This window comes from Amycolatopsis dendrobii, assembly GCF_014145675.1.
Lineage (GTDB): Bacteria > Actinomycetota > Actinomycetes > Mycobacteriales > Pseudonocardiaceae > Amycolatopsis > Amycolatopsis dendrobii.
In genome coordinates this window covers 493,503-513,918 of record NZ_JACGZW010000004.1, presented here as the reverse complement: position 1 = coordinate 513,918, position 20,416 = coordinate 493,503, and the positions used below count along the sequence as shown (strand labels likewise).

The 20,416-nt window shown below is 68.2% G+C and carries 21 protein-coding genes; 15 read left to right on the top strand and 6 right to left on the bottom strand.

Translation table 11 applies throughout. The annotated features are described in order from the left end of the window. Window positions 1-446 precede the first annotated feature (446 nt). The 12 genes from H4281_RS14150 to H4281_RS14095 all read left to right on the top strand — a co-directional run bounded on the left by H4281_RS14150 (window position 447) and on the right by H4281_RS14095 (window position 13,225). Window positions 447-1,892, top strand: a complete 1,446-nt coding sequence (locus H4281_RS14150; protein ID WP_182891336.1) for a fumarylacetoacetate hydrolase family protein — start codon at window positions 447-449, stop codon at window positions 1,890-1,892. After that, window positions 1,880-2,554 (top strand): GntR family transcriptional regulator, encoded by a 675-nt coding sequence (locus tag H4281_RS14145; RefSeq protein ID WP_237596881.1) that lies wholly within the window; start codon window positions 1,880-1,882, stop codon window positions 2,552-2,554. The genes H4281_RS14150 and H4281_RS14145 overlap by 13 nt, the downstream gene beginning before the upstream one ends. A gap of 16 nt (window positions 2,555-2,570) precedes the next feature. Next, on the top strand, window positions 2,571-3,515 hold the full coding sequence (gene dapA, locus H4281_RS14140) for a 4-hydroxy-tetrahydrodipicolinate synthase (RefSeq protein ID WP_182891334.1): 945 nt from the start codon (window positions 2,571-2,573) through the stop codon (window positions 3,513-3,515). 2 nt (window positions 3,516-3,517) lie between these two features. After that, window positions 3,518-5,026 carry a 5-carboxymethyl-2-hydroxymuconate semialdehyde dehydrogenase gene (hpaE, locus tag H4281_RS14135; protein ID WP_182891333.1) on the top strand — a complete coding sequence of 503 codons (1,509 nt, stop codon included), beginning with the start codon at window positions 3,518-3,520 and terminating at the stop codon, window positions 5,024-5,026. Beyond that, window positions 5,023-6,075 carry a 3,4-dihydroxyphenylacetate 2,3-dioxygenase gene (gene hpaD, locus H4281_RS14130; RefSeq protein WP_182891332.1) on the top strand — a complete coding sequence of 351 codons (1,053 nt, stop codon included), beginning with the start codon at window positions 5,023-5,025 and terminating at the stop codon, window positions 6,073-6,075. Before hpaE ends, hpaD begins: the two co-directional genes overlap by 4 nt. An 80-nt stretch (window positions 6,076-6,155) precedes the next feature. Beyond that, window positions 6,156-7,103 carry an AraC-like ligand-binding domain-containing protein gene (locus tag H4281_RS14125; RefSeq protein WP_220507166.1) on the top strand — a complete coding sequence of 316 codons (948 nt, stop codon included), beginning with the start codon at window positions 6,156-6,158 and terminating at the stop codon, window positions 7,101-7,103. 395 nt (window positions 7,104-7,498) lie between these two features. Further along, a complete protein-coding gene (locus tag H4281_RS14120) occupies window positions 7,499-8,266 on the top strand; it encodes a MoaF C-terminal domain-containing protein (RefSeq protein WP_182891331.1) in 768 nt (255 codons plus the stop codon). An 11-nt stretch (window positions 8,267-8,277) separates the two neighbouring features. Continuing rightward, window positions 8,278-8,664: a nuclear transport factor 2 family protein gene (locus H4281_RS14115; protein WP_182891330.1), complete on the top strand. Its 387-nt coding sequence runs from the start codon at window positions 8,278-8,280 to the stop codon at window positions 8,662-8,664. Between the two features lie 94 nt (window positions 8,665-8,758). Further along, window positions 8,759-9,937: an ABC transporter substrate-binding protein gene (locus H4281_RS14110; RefSeq protein WP_237596884.1), complete on the top strand. Its 1,179-nt coding sequence runs from the start codon at window positions 8,759-8,761 to the stop codon at window positions 9,935-9,937. A gap of 30 nt (window positions 9,938-9,967) precedes the next feature. Beyond that, entirely contained in the window at window positions 9,968-10,828 is an 861-nt protein-coding gene (locus H4281_RS14105; RefSeq protein WP_182891329.1) for a branched-chain amino acid ABC transporter permease, read from the top strand. After that, on the top strand, window positions 10,815-12,533 hold the full coding sequence (locus H4281_RS14100) for a branched-chain amino acid ABC transporter ATP-binding protein/permease (RefSeq protein WP_182891328.1): 1,719 nt from the start codon (window positions 10,815-10,817) through the stop codon (window positions 12,531-12,533). Before H4281_RS14105 ends, H4281_RS14100 begins: the two co-directional genes overlap by 14 nt. Next, complete coding sequence (locus tag H4281_RS14095; RefSeq protein WP_182891327.1) at window positions 12,530-13,225, top strand: ABC transporter ATP-binding protein; 696 nt, start codon at window positions 12,530-12,532, stop codon at window positions 13,223-13,225. The genes H4281_RS14100 and H4281_RS14095 overlap by 4 nt, the downstream gene beginning before the upstream one ends. 46 nt (window positions 13,226-13,271) lie before the next feature. Here H4281_RS14095 and H4281_RS14090 read toward each other — a convergent pair whose 3' ends face one another. Together H4281_RS14090 and H4281_RS14085 are read right to left on the bottom strand one after the other, a co-directional pair. Next, window positions 13,272-13,601 (bottom strand): nuclear transport factor 2 family protein, encoded by a 330-nt coding sequence (locus tag H4281_RS14090; RefSeq protein ID WP_182891326.1) that lies wholly within the window; start codon window positions 13,599-13,601, stop codon window positions 13,272-13,274. Window positions 13,602-13,628: 27 nt separating this feature from the next. Continuing rightward, the gene (locus tag H4281_RS14085; protein WP_182891325.1) at window positions 13,629-14,384 is read right to left on the bottom strand and encodes an SDR family oxidoreductase; all 756 of its coding nucleotides are present in this window, start codon (window positions 14,382-14,384) and stop codon (window positions 13,629-13,631) included. Window positions 14,385-14,448: 64 nt separating this feature from the next. Here H4281_RS14085 and H4281_RS14080 point away from each other — a divergent pair, with 64 nt between their 5' ends. After that, on the top strand, window positions 14,449-15,135 hold the full coding sequence (locus tag H4281_RS14080; protein ID WP_237596887.1) for a TetR/AcrR family transcriptional regulator: 687 nt from the start codon (window positions 14,449-14,451) through the stop codon (window positions 15,133-15,135). On the opposite strand, the gene H4281_RS14075 is transcribed toward H4281_RS14080, so the two are convergent. Genes H4281_RS14075 through H4281_RS14060 form a run of 4 tightly spaced genes read right to left on the bottom strand, consistent with a single transcriptional unit; the run spans window position 15,127 to window position 17,602 of the window. Next, entirely contained in the window at window positions 15,127-15,588 is a 462-nt protein-coding gene (locus tag H4281_RS14075; protein ID WP_182891324.1) for a hypothetical protein, read from the bottom strand. The two genes, H4281_RS14080 and H4281_RS14075, sit on opposite strands and share 9 nt — an antisense overlap. Before the next feature lies 1 nt (window position 15,589). Further along, the gene (locus H4281_RS14070; protein ID WP_182891323.1) at window positions 15,590-16,057 is read right to left on the bottom strand and encodes a hypothetical protein; all 468 of its coding nucleotides are present in this window, start codon (window positions 16,055-16,057) and stop codon (window positions 15,590-15,592) included. 15 nt (window positions 16,058-16,072) lie between these two features. Beyond that, the gene (locus tag H4281_RS14065; RefSeq protein ID WP_182891322.1) at window positions 16,073-16,870 is read right to left on the bottom strand and encodes an SDR family NAD(P)-dependent oxidoreductase; all 798 of its coding nucleotides are present in this window, start codon (window positions 16,868-16,870) and stop codon (window positions 16,073-16,075) included. A gap of 15 nt (window positions 16,871-16,885) precedes the next feature. Then, entirely contained in the window at window positions 16,886-17,602 is a 717-nt protein-coding gene (locus H4281_RS14060; protein WP_182891321.1) for an SDR family NAD(P)-dependent oxidoreductase, read from the bottom strand. Between the two features lie 142 nt (window positions 17,603-17,744). On the opposite strand from H4281_RS14060, the gene H4281_RS14055 reads away from it, so the two are divergent. Beyond that, window positions 17,745-19,616: a primary-amine oxidase gene (locus H4281_RS14055; RefSeq protein WP_182891320.1), complete on the top strand. Its 1,872-nt coding sequence runs from the start codon at window positions 17,745-17,747 to the stop codon at window positions 19,614-19,616. Window positions 19,617-19,626: 10 nt separating this feature from the next. Next, on the top strand, window positions 19,627-20,415 hold the full coding sequence (locus tag H4281_RS14050; RefSeq protein WP_182891319.1) for a molybdenum cofactor biosynthesis F family protein: 789 nt from the start codon (window positions 19,627-19,629) through the stop codon (window positions 20,413-20,415). Window position 20,416 lies beyond the last annotated feature (1 nt).

Here is a 20,416-nt window from a genome sequence, read left to right as displayed (position 1 = left end):
GGTCTCTGAGCCCCTTGGTATCTCCGGTCTTGTGCACGATGAACGCCGCGAGACCGAGCACTGCGACGAAGGCAGTCAGCGTGCACAGGGGAACCACCAGCAACAGCAAGTCAACTCCGCAACGACGTACACCGGCCCCGGTGCCGGTGTTGCTGCTCCGAGTTGTCTGCAGTTGCTGCGGCTCACGTCCATCCGACCCTGGAACTGAGCAGCGATCCGGGTGCCGCTCAGTGGCTGTTAGAGCCGCGCGGCCAAACACGGCGCTTCCAAGGCTCCCCCCTTGCAGGGGGCATGAGTCGCAAGTACCGCAGATAGTACTGGCCAACGCACGGCAGTGCGACGCTGCTTCCGCCCGACCGTCCCGCACCCCTTGCCCCACCCCGCCAGGATCGTATATCTTTTGAGATATCTTCCTCTCCCGACGACATCCGGGCAGGTCAACCCCCATGAGTCCCGTATCGAGCACCACCCCGCCGGAGCGGCCGGGCAAGGTCATCGCGCTTCATCTGAACTACCCGTCCCGCGCGAAGCAGCGCGGGAGGACCCCGGCGAAGCCCTCGTATTTCGTCAAGCCCACCACCTCGATCAGCGCCTCCGGCACCCCGATCGAGCGTCCGGCGGGCACCGAACTCCTCGCTTTCGAGGGCGAGATCGCGCTCATCATCGGCAAGCGGGCCCGGCGCGTCTCCCCCGAGGACGGCTGGAACTGCGTCGAGAGCATCACCGCCGCCAACGACTTCGGCGTATACGATCTGCGGCACGCCGACGGCGGTTCCAACCTCCGTTCCAAGGGCGGCGACGGCTTCACCCCGCTCGGCCCGGCGACGATCCCGGCCGCGGAGGTCGATCCCGCGAAACTCCGCGTCCGCACCTGGGTCAACGGGGAGATCGTCCAGGACGACACCACCGAAGACCTCATCTTCGACTTCGGCACCCTCGTCGCCGACCTCTCCCAGCTGAGCACCCTCGAACCCGGCGACGTCATCCTCACCGGAACCCCGGCGGGATCGTCGGTCGTCAAGCCGGGGGACACGGTCGAGGTCGAGGTCAGCTACGGCACGAAGACCACCGGGCGTCTCGTCACACCGGTCGTCGAGGGCACCGCGCCGCTCCCGGAGTTCAGCGCTCAGCCCAAAATCGACGACAACCAGCGCGAACAGGCTTACGGTGACCGGGAATCCGCGGGGCTTCCGGCGGAATTCGTGCTCACCGACGAACTCAAGACCAAGCTCACCAGCGTAGGCACGGCCACGCTTTCCGCCCAGCTGCGCAAGAACGGCTACAACCACGTCTCCATCGACGGCCTCGGCTCGACCCGTCCGGACACGAAACTCATCGGCCGCGCGAGGACGCTCCGCTACGTCCCCTTCCGCGAGGACCTCTTCAAGTCCCACGGCGGCGGCTTCAACGCCCAGAAACGCGCCATCGACTCGCTCAACCCCGGCGACGTCCTGGTCATGGAAGCCCGCGGCGAAAAGGGAACCGGCACCATCGGCGACATCCTCGCCCTGCGCGCCCAGGTCCGCGGCGCGGCGGGAATCGTCACCGACGGCGGCGTGCGCGACCTCGCAGCGGTGGCGGCGCTGGACATTCCGACCTATCACTCCGGCCCGCACCCGGCGGTGCTCGGCCGCCGTCACGTTCCCTGGGACGTCGACATCACCATCGCCTGCGGCGGCGCAACAGTTCAGCCGGGCGACGTCATCGTGGGCGATTCCGACGGCGTCCTGGTGATTCCGCCGCACCTGGCGGAAAAAATCGCGGACGCGGCGATCGAGCAGGAACGCCAGGAAACGTTCATCGCGGAGCAGGTCGCGAACGGCGAGAGCGTCGACGGCCTCTATCCGATGAACGAGCATTGGAAGGCCAGGTACGCCCAGTGGCGCCCGTAGCAGGCGAGAGCAAATCCCAGCGCGCGTACCGCTGGATCAAGGACCGGATCGCCGACCGGACCTTCGGTCCCGGCTATCGCTTGGTGCTGGGGCAGATCGCCAAGGAACTGGACGTCAGCGTCGTCCCCGTGCGCGAAGCGATCCGGCTGCTCGAAGCCGAAGGACTGGTCACGTTCGAGCGCAACGTCGGCGCGCAGGTGGTGATGGTCGACGAGACCGCCTACGAGCACACCATGCAAACCCTTGCCCTGGTGGAAGGTTTCGCCACCTCGCTGTCCGCGCCGAAACTGTCCGCTGAGGACATCGAACGGGCACGCGCGGTGAACGAGCAGATGCGCCTGTCGCTGGAGAACTTCGAACCGCACCGGTTCACCGAGCTGAACCAGGAATTCCATTCAGTCCTTTTCGAACCGTGCCCGAACCCGCACGTGCTCGACCTCGTGCACCGCGGCTGGCACCGGCTGGCGTCGCTGCGCGATTCGACCTTCAGCTTCGTCCCGGGCCGCGCGCACGAATCGGTCAAGGAACACGAACAACTGCTGGTGCTGATCGAGCAGAACGCCGATCCGCTGGAACTCGAACTGGCGGCGCGCAGGCACCGCACCGCCACTCTCGACGCCTACCTCGACCGGCGGGCCGCCCCGCCCGCTGAAGCTCCCTAGGAAGGACCCCCACCCCATGAGGTTCCGCAGTACCCCGAACGCCATCACCGGCTCGATCGCGCCGCTGATGACCCCGTTCACCGCAACCGGCGAGGTCGACCACGACAGCCTGACCAACCTGGTGAACTGGCAGCTCGCGTCCGGTTCGCACGGCGTCTCGATCGGCGGTTCCACCGGCGAGCCCGGCGCGATGACCGTGGCCGAGCGCGCGGAGACGATCCGCACGGTCGCCAAGGCGGTGGACGACAAGGTGCCGTTCATGCCCGGCACCGGTTCGGCAAAGCTCGACGAGACGCTGGAGCTGACCTCCGAGGCACGCGACGCGGGCATCGACGCCGCGCTGATCATCACCCCGTACTACGCGCGGCCCACCCAGGAAGCGCTCTACCAGTGGTACGCCACGGTCGCGAAGGAATTCCCGGACCTGCCGATCGTCGCCTACAACGTGCCGAGCCGGACGTCGGTCGACCTCGCCCCGGAGACGGTCGCGCGGCTGTTCCGCGATTTCGACAACTTCGTCGGGATCAAGGAGACCACCAAGGACTTCGAGCACTTCTCCCGCGTGCTTCACTTGTGCGGCAAGGAATTGCTCGTCTGGTCAGGCATCGAACTGCTGTGCCTGCCGCTGCTTTCCCTCGGCGGCACCGGTTTCGTGAGCGCCACCGCCAACATCGCCCCGGCCGCCAGCGCCGAGATGTACCGCGCGTGGACCGAGGGCGACTTCGACCGCGCCCGCGAAATCCACTACGGCCTGCACCCGCTGGTCGACCTGCTGTTCGTCGAGACCAACCCGGCGCCCGGCAAATGGGTGCTTGAGCAGCGCGGCCTGATCAAGTCGGGCTTCGTGCGCCCGCCGCTGATCACCCCGACCGAACCGGGCATCGCCCGGATCACCGAACTGATGCGCCAGGGCGAGCAGTACCTCTCGCCCGTCGACGGCTTCACTGTGGAAGGAAAGTGACCATGACCGCGCACTACGTTCCGGAGAACCTGCCGGAGCACATCCGCCACTACATTGGCGGAGCGCCGGCCGACAGCGTCTCGGGCGAGACCTTCGAGGTGCTCGACCCGGTCACGAACAAGCCGTACATGACGGCTTCGGCGGGCAAGGCCGAGGACATCGACCTCGCCGTCGCCGCGGCGAAGGAGGCGTTCGACCACGGCCCGTGGCCGAAGATGCTGCCGCGCCAGCGCGCCCGGATCCTCAACAAGATCGCCGATCTCGTCGAGAGCCGCGACAAGCAGCTGGCCGAACTGGAAACCTTCGACACCGGCCTGCCGATCAAGCAGGCGCTCGGCCAGGCGCAGCGCGCCGCGGAGAACTTCCGGTTCTTCGCCGATCTGATCGTCGCGCAGGCCGACGACACCTACAAGGTGCCCGGCAAGCAGGTCAACTACGTCAACCGCAAGCCGGTCGGCGTCGCCGGGCTGATCACGCCGTGGAACACGCCGTTCATGCTGGAGAGCTGGAAGCTCGCGCCGGCGCTGGCGTCCGGCTGCACGGTGGTGCTCAAGCCGGCCGAGTTCACGCCGCTGTCGGCGAGCCTGTGGGCGGACATCTTCCGCGAGGCGGGCGTGCCGGACGGGGTGTTCAACCTCGTCAACGGCCTCGGCGAGGAAGCGGGCGACGCGCTGGTCAAGCACCCGGACGTCCGGCTGATCTCGTTCACCGGCGAGACCACCACCGGCGAAACGATCTTCCGCAACTGCGCGCCCGGCCTCAAGGGCATGTCGATGGAGCTGGGCGGCAAGTCCCCGGCCGTCGTGTTCGCCGACGCGGACTTCGAAGCGGCGCTGGACTCCACGCTGTTCGGCGTCTTCTCGCTCAACGGCGAACGCTGCACGGCGGGCAGCCGCATCCTCGTCGAGCGCTCGATTTACGAGGAGTTCTGCACCCGGTACGCCGAACGCGCCCGCAACATCGTGGTCGGCGACCCGCACGACCCCGCCACCGAAGTCGGCGCGCTGGTGCACCCGGAGCACTTCGACAAGGTGATGAGCTACATCGAAATCGGCAAGACGGAAGGAAAACTGCTCGCGGGCGGCGGCCGTCCGGAGGGCCTGGACACCGGGAACTACGTGGCCCCGACGGTGTTCGCCGACGTGAAGCCGGACGCGCGGATCTTCCAGGAGGAGATCTTCGGCCCGGTCGTGGCGATCGCCCCGTTCGACACCGACGAGGAAGCGCTCGAACTGGCCAACAACGTCAAGTACGGCCTGGCCGCGTACGTCTGGACCGCGGACCTGACCCGCGCGCACAACTTCGCGCAGAACATCGACGCCGGCATGGTCTGGCTGAATTCGCACAACGTGCGCGACCTGCGCACGCCGTTCGGCGGGGTCAAGGCGTCCGGCCTCGGCCACGAAGGCGGCTACCGCTCGATCGACTTCTACACCGAACAGCAGGCCGTGCACATCACGCTCGGCGACGTGCACACGGCGCGCTTCGGGGCCGGGAAGGACAAGGCATGACCACGACCCCGCCGGACGTCATCCGCTGCGCCTACGCGGAACTTGTCGTCAGCGATCTGAAGGCGTCGCGAGAGTTCTATGTGGACGTTCTCGGTCTCGTCGTGACATACGAGGACGACCAGGCGATATATCTGCGAGCGTTCGAGGAATACCTGCACCACTCGCTGATCCTGCGCAAGGGCGCGGAACCGGCGCTGGCCGTGCTCGCGTACCGCGTGCGCGGCGAGGGCGAACTCGACGTCGCCGAGGCGTACTACCGGGAACTCGGCGTCGAGGTGCGCCGCGTCCCGGCGGGCACCACGCGCGGCATCGGCGAAGCGGTGCGCGTGCTGGACCCGCTCGGCTTCCCGATCGAGTTCTTCTACGAGGCCGAACACGTCGAGCGCTTCACCCAGCGCTACGACGTGCACGGGCCGGGCGCGCTGTCGCGGTTGGACCACTTCAACGTGAACACGCCGGACGTCCCGGCCGCGCGCAAGTACTACGAGGGGCTCGGCTTCCGGGTGTCGGAAGACATCGTGGACGACGAGGGCACCGTGTACGCGGCGTGGATGTTCCGCAAACCGACCGTGCACGACGTCGCGCTCACCGGCGGCGCGGGCCCTCGCCTGCACCACATCGCGTTCGCGACGCACGAGCGGCACCAGATCCTGCACATCTGCGACCACCTCGGCGCGGTGCGGAAATCGGACCAGATCGAACGCGGCCCCGGCCGCCACGGCGTGTCGAACGCGTTCTATTTGTACGTGCGTGACCCGGACGGGCACCGGATCGAGATCTACACGCACGACTATTACACCGGCGACCCGGACAATCCGGTGATCAGCTGGGACGTGCACGACAACCAGCGTCGCGACTGGTGGGGCAATCCGGTGGTGCCGAGCTGGTACACCGAGGCCTCGCGGGTGCTCGACCTCGACGGCAAGCTCCAGGAGGTCGTCGAGCGCACGGAAACGAAGGAAATGGACGTGACCATCGGCGCGGACGGGTTCTCCTACACCCGCGCCGACGGGGCCGACCAGGGTTTCAAACTGGGCGAACAGGTCTAAGGTGCGTCCCGTCCGGGGAAGGAGCCCGAGGTTCCTTCCCCGGGCACGCAGCGGTACCGGCACTTCGACGGAGAGGTGACATGATGACGGCAATCTTGCAGACGCCGACCACGGTCGCGCAGGACTTCACGGAGTTCCGGTCCGCTGTCCTGCGATCGTTCGTGCCGCTGCAGGTGAGCACCGAGCACCGCGACCGGTTCCACGGCAGGCTCCGCACGCACGAGGCGGGCGAGATCGCGCTCACCGAGATCACCGCGTCGCCGCACGCGGTCGAGCGCACGCCGGAACTGATCGCCCGCGCGGACCGGCCGTGCTACAAGCTGAGCGTCATGCTGGCCGGCACCGGCATCCTCACCCAGGACGGCCGGGAAGCCGTGCTGCGCCCCGGCGACGTCGCGCTGTACGACACCAACCGGCCGTATTCGCTCGTGTTCGAAGAGAATTTCCGGACGCTGGTGCTGATGTTCCCGCAGCAGCAGGTTGACCTTCCACGGGATCTGGTTGGCCAGCTCACCGCGGTGCGGATGTCCGGACGCTCCGGGGTCGGGAACGTGGTGGTGCCGTTCCTCGCGCAACTGGGCGGGAATCTGGACGTGCTGACGAGCCCGGTCGGAGTACGGCTGGCCCACAACGCGGTCGACCTGCTGACGACGATGCTGGCCACCGAACTCGACCTGGACCGCACCGCGGCCGACCCGCACCATGATCTGATGCGGCGGATCCGGAGCTATATCGACGCCAATCTGTCGCGGTCTGATCTCGGGCCCGCGCAAATCGCCGCGGAGCATTACATTTCCACGCGGCATCTGCACGGGTTGTTCCAGGAGCAGGGGACGACGGTGGCGGGGTGGATCCGGCAGCGGCGGTTGGAGCATTGCCGCCGGGATCTGCGGGATCCGTTGCTGGCAGCTCGTCCGGTCGCGGCAATCGCTGCGCGGTGGGGATTTGTCGACGCGGCGCACTTCTCGCGGGTGTTCCGGGCGGCGTTCGCACAGTCGCCTAGCGAGTTGCGCGCGCGGGCCTCGTGAGTGTTTATGCCGGTTAGAACCGGCATAAACACTCACGACGTCCCTAAAGCCAAGCCCACCCAACCGCCGCACGACGCCGCCACGACGCCCCGCCCACACCTCGCCCCCCGCCCCGCGTCCCGGCACCCACTCCCGCACGCCCCCGCCCCCGCACGCCTGCGCTCCCGCCCGCGTTTCCCGCGTCCCGGCCTGCCCTCCCGCCCGCGTTTCCCGCGTCCCGGCACGCACAGCCGCGCGCCCGTTGCCCACACCCAAGAGACGAGGCGGCGGAGCGGCAGCGCGAAGCGGGCGGTAGAGACCTGCCGCTCACGAGGGGTTGACCGCGAGCGTCCGGCAGTTGCCCGCCAGCGCATGAACGTTCGCTCACGGGGCAAGGCGCGGCGAGCATGATGGGCATGTCCGACCCTTCCCCTGACGAATGGCGCACCTACGACGAGTTCGCCGCCGGGATCGACACCTACCGGCTGCCCAACGCGGACCTTACCGGGCGGGAACTCACCGTCACGCTCGATGACGGCGCGAAGCTCGAGCTGCGGTTCCTCGACGGCGAACGGCTTACCCTCAACGGCGTCGAGGACCCCTACGACGCGGTCGCCGTGCGTCCCGACGTCTTCTTCGTGAACCTGCCGCTGACGAGCGTCGAAGGCGAAGCCCTCACGATCGTCTACTCGACCACCACGCACCGCGCGATGACCGTGCGTTCGGTGATCGGCGACGAGGACGTCGAAGGCACGCCGCGGGTTTCGCAGACTTTCCACGCCGGCACCACCGACGGCGGCGAGCCGACCGGTGACGTGCCCGGTCCGTCGCGGGACCTCATCGGCAAGCGCAACGTCTACCGCTACAGCCCGAACCACCTGTACGAGCACGTTTACCTCTCCTCCGAACGCTACTGCTGGCAGTGCGTCGAGGGCGTGCAACGCGGGCACGGCGACGTTGATATGTCAACCGTCTGGAAGTTCGCCGACGGCCTGTACCTGTTCTGCTTCCGGGAGTTCCGGATCGCGGTGGCCAGCGTGTGGCTGCACGACCTCGGCTACGACCTGCGCACCACCGGCGTTTTCCTCGGCATCACCGGCGACGGCCGGTCCGAGCATTCCCGTGCGGGCGGGCACATCTACCCGCTCGGCTCGATCAGCTACCCCGACGTCCAGCCTGTCTAAGGAGTTCCCCCGTGTCCAATTTGGACGTGATCACCGCGCATTACGAGGCGAGCGACCGCGGCGACCTCGACGGCATGCTCGCCCCGATCGGCCCCGAGACCACTTGGACCGAGGCCGCCGGATTCCCCTACGCGGGCACCTACACCGGCCCGGACGAGGTGAAGCGCAACGTCTTCGAGGCGATCGCGCGCGACTGGGACGGCTATCAGTTCTCCCTGTCCGCGTTGCTGGACGCCGGCGACTCGATCGTCGGGCTCGGCACCTACAGCGGCACGAACCGCAAGTCCGGCAAGGCTTTCACCGCGCGCGTGGCGCACGTGTGGAAGTTCGACGGCGACCAGGTCGCGAGTTTCGAGCAGATCGTCGATTCCGCCCCGGTCGCCGCGGCGACCGACTGAGTCTCCCGCGAAACGGCGGTGCCGGTCCTTCCCCCGGCACCGCCCCCGTTCTCTCCCCTCCCCCTCTGGTCACTGTGGACCGGAAAGCCGAGCCATGATGAGAAAGTTCCTGCCCGCGCTCGCCTCGGCCGTGCTCGTCACGCTGGTCGCGGCGGGCTGCGCGGGCACCGCCGATCCGAACGGACCGATCGTGGTCGGCTCGGTCAACGCGCTGAGCGGACCCGCCACCTTCCCGGAATCCTCCCAGGCCGCCAAGGCCGTCTTCGACGCGGCGAACGCGGCGGGCGGCGTGCACGGGCGCAAGATCGAATACCACGCCATCGACGACAAGGGCGACCCCGCCGCCGCGGCAGCCGCGGCCCGCGAGATCGTGGGCGGCGATCAGGCGGTCGCGCTGGTCGGTTCGTCCAGCCTCATCGAATGCCAGATCAACGCCAAGTACTACCAGCAGGAGAAGGTGCTTTCCATCTCCGGCATCGGCGTCGACCCGTCGTGCTTCACCAGCCCGAACATCGGGCCTGCCAACGTCGGGCCGTTCCACGACATGACGCTGACCCTGCTGTACGGCTCCGAAGTGCTGCACCTGCAAGACATGTGCGCACTGCTGGAAATCGCCGGGAACACGTTGCCATACTACCGCGCGGCCATCGACGAATGGTCGAAAATCACCGGCAAGAAGCTCAAGTACGTCGATGCGACCGTGCCGTACAACGGTTCCGACTACACGCCCTACATCGTCAAGGCGCGCGCCGCCGGGTGCAAAGCGGTGACGGTGAACCCCGTGGAGCCCGACTCGATCGGCCAGCTGAAAGCCGCGCAGGCGCAGGGCTGGAAGGACGTGACCTGGCTGCTGCTCACGAGTGTCTACAGTGAACAGTACGCGAAGGCGGTTTCCGAAGCGGGCAAGGGCGTTTACGTGCCGGCCGAGTTCTACCCGTTCACCGACCCGTCGAGCCCGCGTACGAAGGAATGGCGGGATCTCATGACCCGCAACAACATTCCGCTGACCTCGTTCAGCCAGGGCGGCTACCTCGCGGCGAAGTACTTCCTGAAGGTGCTGGAAGGCATGCCGGGTGACATCACGCGGGAATCGGTGACGAAGGCGCTGCGCGAAATGAAGCCGATCACCGACCCGATGGTCGGCACGCCGTACGTGTTCGGACCCGGACAGACACATCACGACAACATCGCGGGCTGGCCGGTGAAGCTCGCGACGGGCACGAACCGGTGGGAGATCGCCGGTACCGACTGGCTGCGGATTCCGCGGCGCTAGCCCGATCCGCTTTGGATAGAGGAGACTGCAATGGTGCAGGGAGCGCTGGCCGGGCTTGCCGCCGGCGGGCTTTACGCGGTGCTGGCGGTGTGCCTGACCTTGATGTCCAGGCTGGTCCGGGTCGTCAACTTCGCCCAGGCGGCCACCGGCATGTTCGGCAGTTACGTCGGGGTGGCCCTGTCCGTCCACGGCGGACTGCCGGAATGGCTGGCGGTGGTGCTCGGCGTGCTGCTGGGCGGAGTGCTGAGCGTGCTGATCGGCTGGGTCGTCTCGACCTGGCTGGCCGAAGCAGGCACCGGCACCCGCTCGGCGGTCACCGTCGCGGTGCTGCTGCTGTTGATCTCGCTGTCGTTCATCCTGTTCGGCAACAAACCGCAGCCGTTCCAGGCGTTGCTGGCCGGCCCGGCCTTCACCGTCGGCGGCGTGGTGATCAGCCAGGTGACGGTCGTGACCGTCGCGCTGGCGGTGGTGATCGCCTTCGCCGCCCGGCTGATCCTGACAAAGACGCCCGTTGGCATCTCACTGCGTGCTTTGTCGGAACGTCCGACGACAGCTGAGCTGTTAGGCATCCCCGCGAAACGTCTCAGTGCCGCCGTCTGGGGCGCCACCGGCCTGATCAGCACCATCATCATCGTGATCGTCGCCCCGTCCCAGTCGAACGACGCCACCTCGCTGGCCATGCTGGTCGTGCCCGCCGCTGCGGCGGCCCTGCTCGGCGGGTTCCGCAGGCTGGACCTCGCCGTGGTCGGCGGGCTCGTGCTCGGCATGCTGCAGGGCGCGCTCGCGCAGGTCGACCAGCTTTCGGTAGTGCGGAATTTCGTCCCGTTCCTGGCCATCGTCGGCCTGCTCGTGTGGTCTCAGCGCAAGGAGGTGTGGGATGCAGCTCGCTGACCGGGGCGCAGTGTCCCGCTTCGGAACCCCACTGGTCGTCGCGGTGGCCGCGGTACTGGTCGGCATCGGCCTGACCGTCGGCCTCAACGGCTACTTCGCCTACCTCGGCGTGAGCGTCGTCGTAGCCGCGATCGCCTTGCTCGGCCTCGGTGTCGTCACCGGCAGCGCCGGCATGATTTCCTTGTGCCAGTTGACCTTCGGCGCGATCGGCGCGTGGGTCGTCTCTGCGCTGAACAAAGCCGGCGCTCCCGGCGGCTTCTTTTTCTGGCTGCTGCTGGGCGGTCTCGCGGCAGGCTTAGTCGGCGTCCTCATCGGACTTCCCGCGCTGCGCCTGCGCGGGATCAACCTGGCCGTCGTCACGCTCGGCCTGGCCGCGGCCGCCGACGTGACCCTGGTGGAAATCCAGTTCCCCGGCACCACGGACGGCGTCTCGGTCGACCGTCCGTCCTTTGTGGCCGACGACAACGCCTATTTTCTGCTCTGCGTCATCGTCCTGATCATCTGCGCGTTGGCGGTGCACTTCCTCCGGCGCGGTCCGTGGGGCAGCAGCTGGGCCGCGGTGGCGTTCTCCGAACGCGGCACCGCCGCGGCAGGCGCCAGCGTCCGCACCGCGAAGCTCTCCGCCTTCGCCGTAAGCGCCACCTTGGGCGGCATCAGCGGCGGCCTGCTCACCGCACAGGTCGGATTCGCTTTCCCTACCAGTTTCGCCCCGCTGCAGTCGCTGGCGTTGTACGTGCTGGCGATCATGTCCGGCGCACACCTGATTGACATGGCGGTGTTCGGCGCGGTCCTGTGGGTCGCGGTGCCGGAGCTGCTGAAGCGATGGGGCGTCCCGCAGGACTGGGGTTACGTGATCTTCGGTCTGCTTGGCATCCAGGCGCTGGCCGGACGCGGCAACCTCGGCACGGCGATCCGCGAGCTGTGGCGTCGTCGGCAGAGGGCCAGCGCCGGGGTCCAGATCACCGCGCTGGACGAAGAACCGCCGCGGCTTCCGCCCGGCGAACCGGTGCTGGTGGTCCGGGGACTGAGTGTCACCTTCGGCCAAGTCAAGGCACTGTCCGGAGTGGACTTAGCCGTCCCGAAGGGCGGGGTTCTAGGTGTCATCGGCCCGAACGGCGCGGGAAAGTCCACTTTGGTCGACGCCATCAGCGGTTTCCTGCCCCAGGCGCAAGGAACCGTCGAACTGGCCGACCGGCCTCTCACCGGCAATCCGACGCGACGGGCCCGCTCCGGTCTGCGCCGAACCTTCCAGCAGGACCGGGTCCCGGCAGGTCTGACCATCGAGGCGTACGTCCGCTTCGTCGCCCGCCGGCGACCGGACGCCGCCGAAGTCGCTGCCGCGCTGGAGTTCTTCGGCTGCCCGCCGGCCGCGACGCCGCTGGACCGGGTCGACGTGGGCGCGCGCCGGCTGGTCGAAGTCGTCGGCCACCTCATGGCCAAGCCCCAGGTGCTGCTTCTCGACGAACCGGCGGCGGGTCTCCCGCACGAGGAACACGTCGCGTTCGGCGAACGCCTGCGGCAGGTCCCGGCCAGGTTCGGCGTTTCGGTGCTGATCATCGAACACGACCTCGACCTGGTCCGGTCGGTCTGCGACACGCTGACCGTGCTCGACTTCGGCGAGGTGCTGGCGAGCGGCCCGCAGGCGGAAGTGCTGGCGGATCCGGCGGTTCTGAAGGCCTACCTGGGCGAAACGGAGATGCTGTGAGCACGCTGCGAATCGAGAACCTGACCGTCACGCGCGGCGCGGGCCCAGTCATCGCCGACGTCGGGCTGACCCTGGAACCGGGCAAGATCACCGCGCTGGTGGGCCCCAACGGAGCGGGCAAGACCAGTCTGCTGGAAGCCCTCTCCGGCGTGATCCCCGCGGCGGCCGGGACTATCCACGTTGGACACACCGACGTCACGAAACACTCGCGGGTGGCCAGAGCACGGCTCGGACTGGCGCACGTCGAACAAGGACGCGCGGTCTTCGCCAGCCTGACCGTCTTGGAAAACCTGCGCCTGACCGCCAAGACCCCGGCTGGCGTGGACGAAGTCCTCGCCCTCTTCCCGGAATTGGAGAAACGCAAGAACTCGCCCGCCGCACTGTTGTCCGGCGGCGAGCAGCAGATGGTGGTGCTGGGCCGGGCCTTCGCCGCGAAACCGAAGTTCCTGCTCATCGACGAAATGTCGCTCGGCCTGGCACCGGCCGTCTTCACCAGGCTTCTCCCGGCAGTCACCGAATTCGCCGACGCGGGCGCGGCGATCCTCCTGGTGGAACAGTTCACCCACCTGGCATTGAAAGTCGCGCAGGAAGCCCTGGTCGTCTCTTCCGGCAAGGTCACCTACGCCGGCGAGTCGCAGCCCCTGCTGGACAATCCGGACACCTTGCACCAGGCGTATCTGGGCACCAACTGACCCGGGGTGCGGGCGTTCCGCGGTGGGACGCCCGCACCCCGGCCGGTCAGCCTTCCCGGATGGTCATCTTGGCGATCCGGTCGCCGTCGACGGCGAAGACGAACTTCGACCGGCCGTTGGCGTGGTTGCTCCGCCAGTCCCCGACCACGGTGATCTCCTTGCCGGAGACGGTGACCTCTTCCGGGGTCAGGACGCCGTGCGAGCCGATGAACTCGACGTCGCTCCATTCCTTGATCGCGGCGCGTCCGGAGAACGACCGCCCCCAGTCGTCCACCACGCCGGTTTCGGTGAACGCGTCCAGGAACGCGGCGTCGTCGTGCCGGTTCACCGCGTCGACGAACGACGCCACCGGTTCCGGAATCTCCACTTCGGACATTGCGCTTCCCTTGCTGTCTCGGCGAAATCAGCGGGTAGTGTAGCCCCCGTTGGCGAAAATCGTCTGCCCGGTGATCCACCAGCCGGAGGTGGCCAGGAACGTCACGATCGGCGCGATGTCCTCGATCTTCGTCAGCTGGCCGCCCATCGCCTGCGACTTGTGGAATTCCACCCGTTCCGGGGTTTCCTGGCCGTAGAAGAACGGCGTGTCCATCGGGCCGGGCCCGACCGCGGTGACCGAGATCCCGCGCGGGGCGAATTCCTTGGCCGCGGCGCGGGTGAAGTGCTCGACCGGGCTCTTGCCGCCCGCGTAGGTCGAGTACCCGTCGGTGAACGCCGCGAGCAGGCTCGTCACGATCGTGATGATCTTGCCGCCGTCGGCGACGTTCTTGCCCGCTTCCTTGATGAAGAAGTACGCCGCCTTCGAGTTGATGTCGAACATCGAGTCGTACTCGTCCTCGGTGGTCTCGGTGATCGGCTTGCGCAGCACCTTGCCCACCGTGTTGACCGCGACGTCGATCTTCCCGAGCGCGGCCTCCGCGTCCGCGAACAGCTTCTCCACGTTCGCCGGGACGGTCAGGTCGCCGGTCAGCACGACGCCCTTGCCGCCCGCCGCCTCGACCGCGGCGAGCGTCTCCTCCGCCTGCGGCCGGGTCGATTCGGAGTTGTAGTGGATCGCCACGTTCGCGCCGGCCTCGGCCGCCTGCCTGCTGATGAGCCCGCCGAGGTTCTTCGCCCCAGCGGCGACGAGGACGTTCTTGCCTTTGAGGGTGTGGTCGGTCATGCGTACCTCTCTTTATCGCTGATACGCCTCACTGTATCACTGCAACAGCGGCTACCATAGCGGTGTGACACAGATTGCGAACGCGGATACACGGACCCGGCTCCTGGACGCGGCTGCCGAGCAGGTCGCGGCGACGCCGGGCGAGGACATCTCGCTGCGCGCGATCTGCGCCCAAGCCGGGGTGAAAATGCCGACGCTGTACCACTTCTTCGGCAGCAAACAGGGCCTGCTGGACGCGGTCGTCGAGCGCGGCTTCGACCTGTACCTCGCGGAGAAGGGCGCGCACGAACCGTCCGGCGACCCGATTCAGGACCTGCGCGACGGCTGGGACGCCCACGTCGCCTTCGGGATCGCGAACCCCGGCTTCTACACGCTCATGTACGGCCAGGTCCACCCCGGCCACGCCCCCGAGGCGCAGGAACGCCCGAGCGCGATGCTGCGCGCCTTAACCCAAGCCGCCGCCGACCAGGGGCGTCTGACGGTCCCGCCGGACCAGGCGGCCGCGCACATCCTGGTGGCGAACATCGGCGTCACGTTGCGGCAGATCATCCTCGCCGAGGAGGACCGCGCGTTGTCCGTGGCGGTGCGGGAAGGCGCGATCGCCGCGATCACCGGCACTGGGGCGACTGAGGACCGGCACGCCGAAATCCACCGTGTATTGGAACACGCCGCGGCGAACCCGGAAATCCTGGGCACGACGGAAACCCAGCTGCTGACCAAGTGGCTCCGGACGCTCGCCGAATCAAGCTGATCCGACGGCAGGCCAGTCGATCCGGCCGGGAAGCGGGTCGCCCTCGGGCGAGTCCGCGGGGAAGACCGGCGTCGTCCCCGCCATGCTGAGATATCCGTTGAGGCTGCGCCTGATCGCGAACCCGTATCCGTCGGCGGTTCTCGCGTACCCGGCGGACAAGGACGGATCCGCCTCGAACTCCGTCGCCCAGCCCCGGTCGCGCCACGAACGCATCGTCAGGTCGAGGTACTCCTCAGACGTCTCGGCGGCGGCTCCGAGCACCCAGTAGGCGATGTCGAAGAACCGCCGGGTTTCGTCGCGGCCGTAGTCGTCGGACAGGGCCACCCCGTTGTGGAACACCGCTTTGGGCAGGTCCGGATGCCGCAGCACCAGGGCCGATCCGGACGGCAGCGCCCGGAGGGTTTCGGTGAAGTGGCCGAGCAACCGGACCCGGACCTCGGCTTGCGTCGGCACGTCAGCCTGCCGCGGTTTCGGGGCGTCCGCTCGCCTCGCGGAGGACGTCGGCGGCTGCGTTTCGGACGTCGTCCAGGACACCGGTGAACCACTGTTGCGTGTCAGCGTCCTTGAACTGGCTGTCCACCACGCCGGTGAGCACGGTGGCGGCCCGGGCCATCGCGGCAGCCAGCGTGCCGGCGGCGTCGGCCACCTTCTCGACCCAGTCGTCACCGTAAGAATCGGACACGATCGCCACCGGCACCCGTTCGACGTTGTAGAACGTCGTGCTGGCGTCGCGCGCCGCGGCGAGCAGCGCGAACACCCGGTCGGCGAGCGCCTCTCGGGCGCGCTCGACCGGGTGCCGCGGATAGCTCATGGCCTCGCGGCCGAGCAGGACTTCGACTTCCCGGGCGATCGCGACGGCCTTGTCCGCGAACCGCTGATTGGCCGTCGCGGTCTTCTCCGCCCAGTCCCCCTCGAACGTCATCCGGCCATTATGGGACTACATCCCGGCGCGCTCAAAGGCCAATGTGGGCAAGTCGACCGCGTGCGCCCCGCCGTCCGCCACCAGCACCGCACCGGTGATGTACGAGGACTCGGAAGACCCCAGGAACCGCACGATAGAAGCGATTTCCTCCGGTTCGGCCGGACGCCGCAACGGCACCTCGGCAGTCACCCGCCGGTACCCCTCGTCGTGCCCGCCGTCAAAACCGGCTGCCTCGGCGAACTGCTCCATCTCGCCATCCGCCATCGGCGTCCGCACCCAGCCCGGGCACACCGCGTTGGCCCGAACCCCGCGAGGCCCGTAATCCCGGGCAATGGACCGAGTCAGCCCGATCAACGCGTGCTTCGCCACCGTGTATCCCGCGACATTCGGGCCGGCGAACAACCCTGCCAGCGACGAAACAATCACGACCTGCCCGCCGCTTTCCACGAGGGAAGGCAACGCGGCCCGGCAAAACACGAACGCGCTCGACAAATTGGACCGAAGCGCGATTTCCCATTCCTCGTCCCCGGTGTCCACCACCGAAGAAAGCCCGTGCCCGCCGGCATTGGCCACGATCACGTCCAGCCGCCCGTACTTCTCGAGAATCTCGGAGATCGCCGCCTCCGCGTCCTCGCGAACACTGGCGTCGCAAGCGATCACGTGCGCACCAGTCTCCGCAGCGACCTTCTCCAGCGGCTCGCGCCGCCTGCCAAGAACCACGACCTGTGCGCCTTCGCCGGCGTACCGCCGAGCAACCGCAGCCCCAATGCCCGTCCCTCCGCCGGTAATCGCCACGACCCGCGTGTCTGCCATCGTCATTTCTCCCTTTCAAGCAGGAAACCCAGACCGAGCCGAATAGCCGAAGTCGGCGAGCAAGGCCTGTCCGTTCACCGTCCGCGCCCGCGCGGAAGCCAGATACACCACCTGCTGGGCGACCTCGCCGGCCGCCTGCACCGGGAATCCCGGTTCGTCCAGCAGGTCTCCCAAATCCCCTCGCGCCATCGGCGTGTCCACCACCGACGGGCACACGCAATTGACCCGCACGCCGTCGAACTCGACCGACAACGCCCGCGTCAACGACACCACCGCGCCCTTCGACGCGCAGTAGGGCACCATCCCCGGCGCGCACACGAAGGCCGAATCGCTGGCCAGGAAGACGATCGAACTCCCGTCTCGCAGCCACGGCCGCGCGTGCTTCGCGACCAGGAACTGGCCCAGCACGTTCACCGCCATGACCGCGGTGAAGTCCGCCGCGCTGGTCTCCGCGAGCGGCCGTCCGACCGGTCCTGATATCCCAGCGCAGCCGACTACCACGTCAATCCGGCCGAGCGACTCCGCCACGAGCCGCACCGCCGCGGCCACCTGGTCCTCGTCGGTGATGTCCGCCCGCGCCGCGACGACGTCCCCCGGCAGCGACGGCGGCCGGACCCGGTCGACCACCCCGACCCGCGCGCCCTCCTCCAGGAACGCCCGCGCGCAGGCCAGCCCGATCCCGGACGCGGCCCCGGTGATCAGCACGGCCTTGTCTTCGAGGTCGAGTCGCATGCCGCAATCCTGCAACAACGGCGCCGCCGGGGATTGGCAACGAGTGCATCCTTGTTGTCAGCGGCCGCACGACCCGCCGAACCCGGCTACCGCTACCCCCTGGCCGCCGCGAACACTGCGGCGAGGAGCGCGAAGGGACACCATGAGCAACGCACACCCCCACCCCCTTGACCCGCTGACCGCCGACGAACTCGCCGCCGGCCGGGCAGTGCTGGAGGCACAGGGGCTGATCACCGAGACGACGCGGTTTCCGCAGGTCCTCCCGGTGGAGCCGGACAAGGCCGCCGTGCTGGCCTGCGCCGCGGCCGACCGGCGGATCCAGTTCACCCTGCTCGACACCGCGACCGGCGAATCGGCCGACGCGGTCGTGTCGGTGACCGCCGGGGAGCTGGTCAGCCACGAGAAGTGCGGCGAGGGCCAGCCCCCGTATCTCTTCGAGGAGTACGACCTGGCCGAGGCCATCACCAAGGCCTCACCCGAGTGGCAGGCGGCCATGGAGCGGCGCGGTCTCGGCGACCGCGTCGAGCACGCGTTCTGCGCCCCGCTCGCCCCCGGCTGCTTCGGCCGTGAGGACGAGACCGGCCGGGTCATTCGCTCGCTCACCTTCCTGCGCGAGGACGACACCGACAACCCCTGGTCACGGCCGGTCGAAGGCCTGGTAGCGCACCTCAACCTCACCGAACAGCGCGTACTGCGGGTCGAGGACGAGGGCGACACCCCGGTCCCGGAGGACTCCGGCCGGTACGGCCACCACCCCGCGCGCACGACGCTCAAGCCGATCGAGATCACCCAGCCGGAAGGCCCGAGCTTCCAGGTCGACGGTTCGCTGGTGACGTGGGAGGGCTGGCAGCTGCGCGTCGGGTTCAACGCGCGCGAGGGCCTGACCCTGCACCAGCTGACCTTCCAGGACCGCTCGGTGCTGTACCGCGCGTCGGTGCCTGAGATGGTTGTTCCCTACGGTGATACGTCAATCGGCCGGTTCTGGATCAGCTACTTCGACGCGGGCGAGTACCTGCTCGGCAAGAACGGCAACAGCCTGCGCCTGGGCTGCGACTGCCTCGGCGTGATCCACTACTTCGACGCCTTCCTCGCCGACGACCACGGCCAGCCGGTGCGCGTGCCGAACGCGATCTGCATGCACGAGGAGGACTACGGGATCCTCTGGAAGCACACGGATCTCGACGGCAAGGCCGAGGTCCGCCGTTCGCGCCGGCTGGTGATCTCGTCGATCTCCACTATCGGCAACTACGACTACGGCTTCTTCTGGTACCTCTACCTCGACGGCACCATCGAATGCGAGGCCAAGGCGACCGGCATCGTCTTCTCCGGCGCCGGTGAGCCAGGGTCCGCGAATCCGCACGCGTCCGAGATCGCGCCCGGCCTGTTCGCCCCGGTGCACCAGCACCTGTTCTGCGCCCGGCTCGACTTCGCCGTCGACGGCCAGCGCAACTCGGTGTACGAAGTGGACACTGTCGGGATTCCGATCGGCGAAAAGAACCCGTACGGCAACGCCTTCACCTGGACGGCCACCGAACTGCGCACCGAAAAGGAGGCGAAGCGGCACGCCAACCCGGCGACCGCGCGTGTGTGGGAAGTCCGCAGCACCGAGCACACCAACCGGCTCGGCGCGCCGACCGCGTACCAGCTCGTGCCGCGGCCGTCGGCGACCCTGATGGCGCAACCGGAATCGACGGTGTACCAGCGCGCGACGTTCGCCACGAACCACCTGTGGGTCACGCCGTACGCACCCGGCGAACGCTTCCCGGCGGGCGACCGCCCCAACGCGCACCCGGGCGGGGCAGGCCTGCCCGCGTGGACGGCGGCCGACCGCTCTGTCAGCGACACCGACGTCGTGCTGTGGCACGTCTTCGGCCCGACGCACATCCCGCGTCCAGAGGACTGGCCGGTCATGCCGGTCGACTACTCCGGATTCATGGTGCGTCCCTACGGGTTCTGCGACCGGAACCCGGCACTCGACCTGCCCTCGGCCGCCCACGGCCACTGCGAACACTGAGGAAGGCTCCATGCCCGCGACCAATCTGTCCGACACCTCCACCTGGCTCCCGCTCGACGGTCTCGCTCCCGGCTTCGACGCCAACAAAGCGGCCACTGTGGACGATCTCGACAACCAGTCGTTCACTTTGGACTGTGCCGACGGCGGCACGTTCTCGATCAGCTTCTCCGGCGGCCGCGCGTCGTGGGACGAGGACGGCGCCACCGGCGAGACCGCTTCGGAGACGTTCCTCGTCGACGCCGGCCTGTTCTACGTGCAGTTCCACCCCGGTGCGGAAACCTCGTACAGCCTGCTGCTGGACGTGCGCCAGGGCCGCGCGCTGGTCATCACGAGCACGATCGGCGACGGACTTCCCCGGGTGACACAACGGTTCCGTCCCGCGACCATCCAGGGCCGCGAGGCGCACGGCGACGAAATCGCGCCCAGTACGGCGTTGATCGGCCGCCGCGTGCAGTGGGTTTACAGCGAAGAGCACGCGTACGAGCACGTTTACCTCACCCCGCACTGGTACACCTGGCAGTGCCTTTCCGGTCCGGAGCGGGGCCTCGCCGACACCGACGAGAACTCCGTCTACCAGATCCGGCCCGGGATCTACGTGTTCACCTGGCGCGAGAAGGTCATCCCGTGCGCGTCGGTGACCGTGGCCGACCACCGGAACGTGCGGGAATTGCGGTCGCACGGTTCGCTGTTCGGACTGGGCGAGGACGGCAAGTCGCCGACGCACTTCACCTTCGGCGCGTACGGCAGGCTGCTCAGCAACACCGTTTATTCGCCGGACTACGACCCCGCTGGACAGTGAC

Coding starts and splice junctions, on each gene's coding strand:
- H4281_RS14150 (WP_182891336.1), top strand. CDS start 447: ATGAGTCCCGTATCGAGCACCACCCCGCCGGAGCGGCCGGGCAAGGTC.
- dapA (WP_182891334.1), top strand. CDS start 2,571: ATGAGGTTCCGCAGTACCCCGAACGCCATCACCGGCTCGATCGCGCCG.
- hpaE (WP_182891333.1), top strand. CDS start 3,518: ATGACCGCGCACTACGTTCCGGAGAACCTGCCGGAGCACATCCGCCAC.
- hpaD (WP_182891332.1), top strand. CDS start 5,023: ATGACCACGACCCCGCCGGACGTCATCCGCTGCGCCTACGCGGAACTT.
- H4281_RS14125 (WP_220507166.1), top strand. CDS start 6,156: ATGATGACGGCAATCTTGCAGACGCCGACCACGGTCGCGCAGGACTTC.
- H4281_RS14120 (WP_182891331.1), top strand. CDS start 7,499: ATGTCCGACCCTTCCCCTGACGAATGGCGCACCTACGACGAGTTCGCC.
- H4281_RS14110 (WP_237596884.1), top strand. CDS start 8,759: ATGATGAGAAAGTTCCTGCCCGCGCTCGCCTCGGCCGTGCTCGTCACG.
- H4281_RS14105 (WP_182891329.1), top strand. CDS start 9,968: ATGGTGCAGGGAGCGCTGGCCGGGCTTGCCGCCGGCGGGCTTTACGCG.
- H4281_RS14100 (WP_182891328.1), top strand. CDS start 10,815: ATGCAGCTCGCTGACCGGGGCGCAGTGTCCCGCTTCGGAACCCCACTG.
- H4281_RS14090 (WP_182891326.1), bottom strand. CDS start 13,601: ATGTCCGAAGTGGAGATTCCGGAACCGGTGGCGTCGTTCGTCGACGCG.
- H4281_RS14085 (WP_182891325.1), bottom strand. CDS start 14,384: ATGACCGACCACACCCTCAAAGGCAAGAACGTCCTCGTCGCCGCTGGG.
- H4281_RS14070 (WP_182891323.1), bottom strand. CDS start 16,057: ATGACGTTCGAGGGGGACTGGGCGGAGAAGACCGCGACGGCCAATCAG.
- H4281_RS14065 (WP_182891322.1), bottom strand. CDS start 16,870: ATGGCAGACACGCGGGTCGTGGCGATTACCGGCGGAGGGACGGGCATT.
- H4281_RS14060 (WP_182891321.1), bottom strand. CDS start 17,602: ATGCGACTCGACCTCGAAGACAAGGCCGTGCTGATCACCGGGGCCGCG.
- H4281_RS14055 (WP_182891320.1), top strand. CDS start 17,745: ATGAGCAACGCACACCCCCACCCCCTTGACCCGCTGACCGCCGACGAA.
- H4281_RS14050 (WP_182891319.1), top strand. CDS start 19,627: ATGCCCGCGACCAATCTGTCCGACACCTCCACCTGGCTCCCGCTCGAC.